The sequence below is a fragment of the uncultured Ruminococcus sp. genome (assembly GCF_937915125.1).
Classification (GTDB): domain Bacteria; phylum Bacillota; class Clostridia; order Oscillospirales; family Ruminococcaceae; genus Ruminococcus_C.
Genome location: NZ_CALDMP010000025.1, coordinates 1 through 5,577, shown reverse-complemented (window position 1 = coordinate 5,577; position 5,577 = coordinate 1). Strand labels below are relative to the sequence as shown.

The following is a 5,577-nucleotide window of genomic DNA, read 5'->3' as shown; positions in this document are numbered from 1 at the left end:
TTCACTGCGCTTTTTGTTTCATCTGACGAAAAATCTGACTACGCATCTAACGTGCGATCTTTGTGCGGTATTGCCATAGAAGAAACGGAGGATATCATGGACGAACGAGAAGCGCGGATGCGGCAGATTCGTCAGCAGATACAGGCGCTGGAAATCGAACTTTCTCAACTGGAGCAAACACCGCCGCAAGTATCGCCTGTGCCGCCGCAGATACCACAGACACCGCCATATGTGCATCCGAACTCACAGGTGCCGCCATATGCACCTTATCCCTTTGCATCTCCGCCAAAGTCACCTGTTCCGCCGGTTCAGCAACCGAAACGGAAGGACTGGGAAGTGCATTTCGGCCGCAATATCCTGGGGATCCTGGCATCTGCGCTGGTGTTTATCGGCGTACTGCTGTTGACCTATGCGTCCGGTTCCAAGCTGGGACAGCTTCTGGGTATTTTTGCGGCAGGTATTTTTCTGACTGTCATGGGTATTGCAGGGGCGAAGAAAAGCAGTTCCTATCGGACATCATTTCTTTCTGTTTCCGGATGCGGTGCCGGAGTGCTGTATATTGGCATTCTGCTGGCGTACTGGTATTATCAGTTGATCCCGGCTCTGGTGATGTACCTCCTGTTTTTGTTCTGGGCAGGTTTGATGTATCTGCTCTCCCGGCATCAGCCCGCCGTTTTCCAGGTGATCGGTCATGTGGGTCTGGTGGTATCTGTTTTCTCCCAGCTTGGGGGAACTGTGGAATCTGTGACCAGTTCATCGGAGGCACTGGCATATTGCAGTCAGACATTGATCTTATGTCTGTATTTTCTGCTGGCTGCATTGTTCTATCTTTTCACTAACCGCAGTGATCTGCCCGGGAAACATGGCATAACCGTTGCTCTGAACAGCGTCTGTGTTCTGGCGTTGGAATGGAAACTGTTTCTGCTGTCCTCTGATCGCCATCTGCTACTGATGGACATGCCGGATGGTATGCGCCTCATGGGAAATGGATGCATATTGCTGCTGGCAGGCTTTTTGCTGTTCCAATATGCCTGGGAAATGCGCCGCTGGCTCCGATTGCAAAAAGCATCGGATCGGCTTTGGCTGTGGCATTATCTTCCCACATTGTTTCTACTGTTTCCTCTGGCTTTGCTGCTCCAGAACGGAGAAACCGCCTGGCTGCGGCAAACGGAGCTTCTGACATCTGCCGCTTTTCTATTTGGCTTGTGGATTCTTTCTCAGAGAAACCGAATGGCAACGCCGTCCTATTATCTGACATTGATATGCAGTGTGCTGCTGCCGCTGTTTCTCATTGGTATGTGTGATCCCCTGGTGCGTCTGATTGGCTGGTGCCTGTTTCTGTCGGTGTTGGCTTTGTTCGGCATATACAAGAAAAATGCTTTCTGCGTGCAGCTTTTTTATGGTGTATTTCTCTTTGCCACATGGCTGCTTCTGCCGGGATTGTTTTCAGATATACCCACAAAAACGGTGCTCTTCTACAGTTTCGTTTTCTTCGCACTCTGTAACTGCGGCGTCATCTTATTTTTCCGTTTCATTCGTCCTGGTACAAAGCTGCGTGTGCTGACACAGACAGGAAATGGTATTGCCATGGTGTGCAGCTGGATGCTCCTGGGAGAAACATGGACAATCCCGCAGAGCATATGGGCAGCCATGGCGGTGACTGTTGTGTTTACAGTGAACTCCGGCTGTTATTTCCGGAAAACTGATGCAGGAAACAACCGGTCAGCGGAACTCCTTTTCGGCATCAAGCATGTACTGCTGATTTTTCTGCTGATTCGTCTGCTTGATATTTCCTCTGTATTTCTCATTGCCGGCTGGTGTGCTCTTTCACTGTTGTACACGATTTTCGGTTTCCGGAAAGATACTCCGGGGATTCGGCTTTCCGGCTGGATTCTTCAACTTGGAACCATGCTGGCACTGATACTGGGAGGAGGCATTTTCCGTCTGTCCTATGGGGAAAAATGCGGCAGTTTTTTCCTCTGTGCTGCTTTTGGCTACGCAATTTTGTATTGCTATCATCGCTTTGGCATGCGGCTGTGCGGGACGCTTGTAAAACTGACCCGGAACTATCTGGTGTTCCCGTCGGCATGGCTTCTGCTCATGGGGATCAGCATGCTTCACCGAACCTATCTTCCCGTTCCGGAACAGATTCTGTTTGCACCGCTTCTGAGCGTAGGACTGCTTGTCTGCGGCTGGTTGGGAATGCGCAGCAAATACTACCGGCGTTTTTTCTGTGCAATATCCAGTACGGGTCTTGCTGTTTTATTTCTGTCTGTTGTACTGTATCAGCAGACATTTTCGGGCATTTCTCTGCTTACAGTCTGTCTTTTGTTCCTGGTGTGGATGGCTGTTTCCTGCTGCTTCGCATGGAAACGACCGGAGATCTTTCAGCCCATGGCTGCCGCAGGCTTGTTCTTGTCCGTCTGCGTGCTTGCTGCGAAGATACAGCATCTGACAGTGCCGCTGACGCTGCGGGATGTGGCGTATGTTACTGCTGGAGAGCGATTCCAGATCGGTTCGAATGGTCTTTTTGCAATTTTGTACTTTGTTCTCGCTGCCGCAGTGCTGCTGCTTTCTGTCCGTAGGGAGAAACTGCGCTTTCCAGTTGTTATGCTCGTTACCCACGGGCTGTCGATCATAGCATGTCTGTTTCTGCTTTCTGCGGAACTGCGGTTTAACAGAGGACAGCTTCTGACACAGAATCCATGGATAACAGCACAATTGGGTCTGCTGCTGGCATCTGTTCTGTTTCAGTACGGCATTATGATCCACGGAATGAAGAAACGGCAGTGTGCTTCAGATAGAATGTGGATGATCTGTTATTTGCCGACTCTGGCGCAACTGCTGGTATTGTTGCTTTTCTGGAGATTCCATAACCTGGATACGGCATCTTACTGGGATGCTGTTTCAGGAATCTTATTGTTTCACAGCTGCCTTCCTTTTTATGTCAGTGCAGTACTGCTTCTGGTGTTCTGGTTTTCTGCACAGAAAAGACGGATGCCCACGGCAGTCTGCCAGATGCATTTTTATCTTACGCTCCTTTCCGCTGCCATTGCATTGTGTTCAGCACCCCAGGAGACAAAGCTGATTCGTCTTTGTGCATGGGTACTGTTGCTGGCGATCCTGACGACAGTGGGACTTCGGAAACGGACGGCGTTTTATTATCAGACTGCATATGGACTGTTTGCTTTTGTATCCTGGATCATACTGCTGCCGTTTCTGGAAGAAATGGCATTCCGGCAGACCTTCGGCTGGCTGGTATCTGTTTTCACATTGATCAACTGTCTTGTTATGGTACTTTGCCGCCGCTTCACTCGTCAGGATCCTTTTTGCTGGGTGTGCCGGGTGTTCAACTGGAGCATGATGCCCATCGGAAGCATTTTGCTGATGCTGAACCTGGACTGGTGGATTTTCCGGGAGGCATTTCACCTTGCGCTTCCAGAGAAGATCCTGCTGGCAGTTTCAGTATCAGCGTCTTTCTTGGTGGGATCCGGACAGCTGATCCGTGTCCGAAAAAACCAGTCGGCAAACGGCAGAGAATTGCTGTTCGGTCTGAAGCATACGCTTCTGGTTCTGGTGTTGTTCTGCGGATTTGATGTGCCGGGTGTGCTGCTGAGTCTGGGATTTCTTCTTCTTGCAGTGGGATATATTGTCTTTGGTTTCTGGAAAGACAGAAGAACCATCCGCGTTTTCGGTCTGGTGCTGGTTCTGGTGAGTGTATGCAAACTGATCCTGCTGGATATCTCCTACGAACGGCTTGTGCTGCGGGCGTGCAGTTTCCTGCTGTGCGCTGCCCTTTGCTTCGGCATCAGTTTCATTTACAATCGCATGACACCACGTCTGAAACAACGGGAATCAAACGAATCCTCGAAACAGCAATAGACAATGACAAGACTTTTAGAGAATATGTGTGTTCTGTTTTTGTGCGAGCACGTTCTCGTTTTCCTTGCATTTATTTGTAAAATATGATATACTGAATGAGATAAGAATTTGGCAGTATGTTCTGCCGCCAGAGAAAGAGGACTGAATTTATGGCAAAGAAAAAGAAACCGTCTGAAAAACAGGCATTTCTTGCAAAACAACGAAAAGAACAGCGACAGGCTGTTTCCAGAGCAGCTAAGAAAAAGAAACATCGGAAAAAGATCATTATCACGACTGTCTCCTGCGCAGTGGCTGCGGGATTCATGATTGGCGGCACTGTATGGACAGTAAAAACCAAACCGCTGATTCATTTTATCCCGGTAGAAAAGACAGAGCATTATTCTCTCAATGCAGCGGAAATCTCCTTTTATTCCTGGCAGATCTACCAGAGCTACCTGGAAAACAGCGCAGGGAGCAGTTCTGCCGATCTGCCGGACACAGAAAAGCCCCTGTCAGAACAGTATTATGATGAGGAAACTACCTGGGAGGAATATTTCACCGATGCAGCCCAGGAATACGCCCAGAATATTCTGACATTCTGCGAGGCATCCTATGCAGAAAGCTATGAGCCGGCAGAGAATCTTTCTGTGATCGCAAAGTCCAGTCTGGATGAATTCGATTCTGAAACATTCCCGAAGGGCGTCACCGATGCAGATGTGACTCATGCCATGGAACTGTACCTGTTGGCGTTGGATTTTAGTACGGAAAAGCAGAACACTATGGCGCTGACGGATGAGGAAATGGATGCTTACTACGAAGAAAACGCCAGGACTATGCAGGTCTGCACCTATCTGAGCTTTTCTTTTTCTTTCGACAGCAGCGATGAAACGGCAATGCAGCGCAGTGAAGCTGACGAACTGGCAAGAGAACTTCGCCGATGTGACACAAAGGATGGGTTTGAATCCTGGGTATATGCTTACTATCAAGAAAATACCACGCTGACAGAGGAAGAGCTGCAAGCCCAGGTGAGCACTCTCTGCACAGAGGATGCTGCTTATACAGAGGGCGATGCACTGAGCGAATGGGCATTTTCCGGAGAAGCCAAGGCAGGGGATACCACCATTCTGACGGATGAGGAAAACGGAACGCTGACAGTATGTATGCTCTTGTCTGAGCCGGAACGGGATGAGACATATCCCGTGAATCTGCGTCAGATCCTTTTTACTACCGATACTTATGAATCTACCGAAGGTGCACACAGTGCAGCGGAAAGTGCTCTGAAGGAATGGGAATCCGGCGACCAGACAGAAGAACGTTTTGCCGAAATGGCAAATCAGTATTCGGAGGATGTTTCCGCAGAGGGTGGTCTGTATACGGAAGTTCCCGGGACGCAGATGCTTTCCAACTGGAAGGAATGGTGCTTTGATCCTGCACGCCAGGCAGGGGATGTAACGATTCTGGACAGTTCTTACGGTACTTGTCTTGTTTATTACGCAGGGACTTCTGATCAGCCCGGCTGGAAGCTGACAGCTACAGAAGCTCTGTCCGCAGAAAAATATAATGAACTGTGCGAGTCCTATGCGGATCAGGCAGATGTCAGCACACGGGACTGGATGATGCGGTTTGTCCATGTGAATGATAAACTATAGGCAACACCGCATAAAGAGCGCCTAGCGGCTTTGCACGTCATATGCTTGCATATTTTCCGTCATATTT

The 5,577-nt window shown here is 49.3% G+C and carries 2 protein-coding genes; both read left to right on the top strand.

Features of this window, described 5'->3' with window-relative positions:
* Window positions 1-96: 96 nt before the first annotated feature.
* Complete coding sequence (locus Q0418_RS02715) at window positions 97-3,882, top strand: DUF2339 domain-containing protein (protein WP_298482011.1); 3,786 nt, start codon at window positions 97-99, stop codon at window positions 3,880-3,882.
* Between the two features lie 149 nt (window positions 3,883-4,031).
* On the top strand, window positions 4,032-5,510 hold the full coding sequence (locus Q0418_RS02710; RefSeq protein ID WP_298482010.1) for a peptidylprolyl isomerase: 1,479 nt from the start codon (window positions 4,032-4,034) through the stop codon (window positions 5,508-5,510).
* Window positions 5,511-5,577 lie beyond the last annotated feature (67 nt).

Bases quoted from the DNA above. Each gene is read 5' to 3' on its own strand.
- Q0418_RS02715 (WP_298482011.1), top strand. From the start codon at position 97: ATGGACGAACGAGAAGCGCGGATGCGGCAGATTCGTCAGCAGATACAG.
- Q0418_RS02710 (WP_298482010.1), top strand. From the start codon at position 4,032: ATGGCAAAGAAAAAGAAACCGTCTGAAAAACAGGCATTTCTTGCAAAA.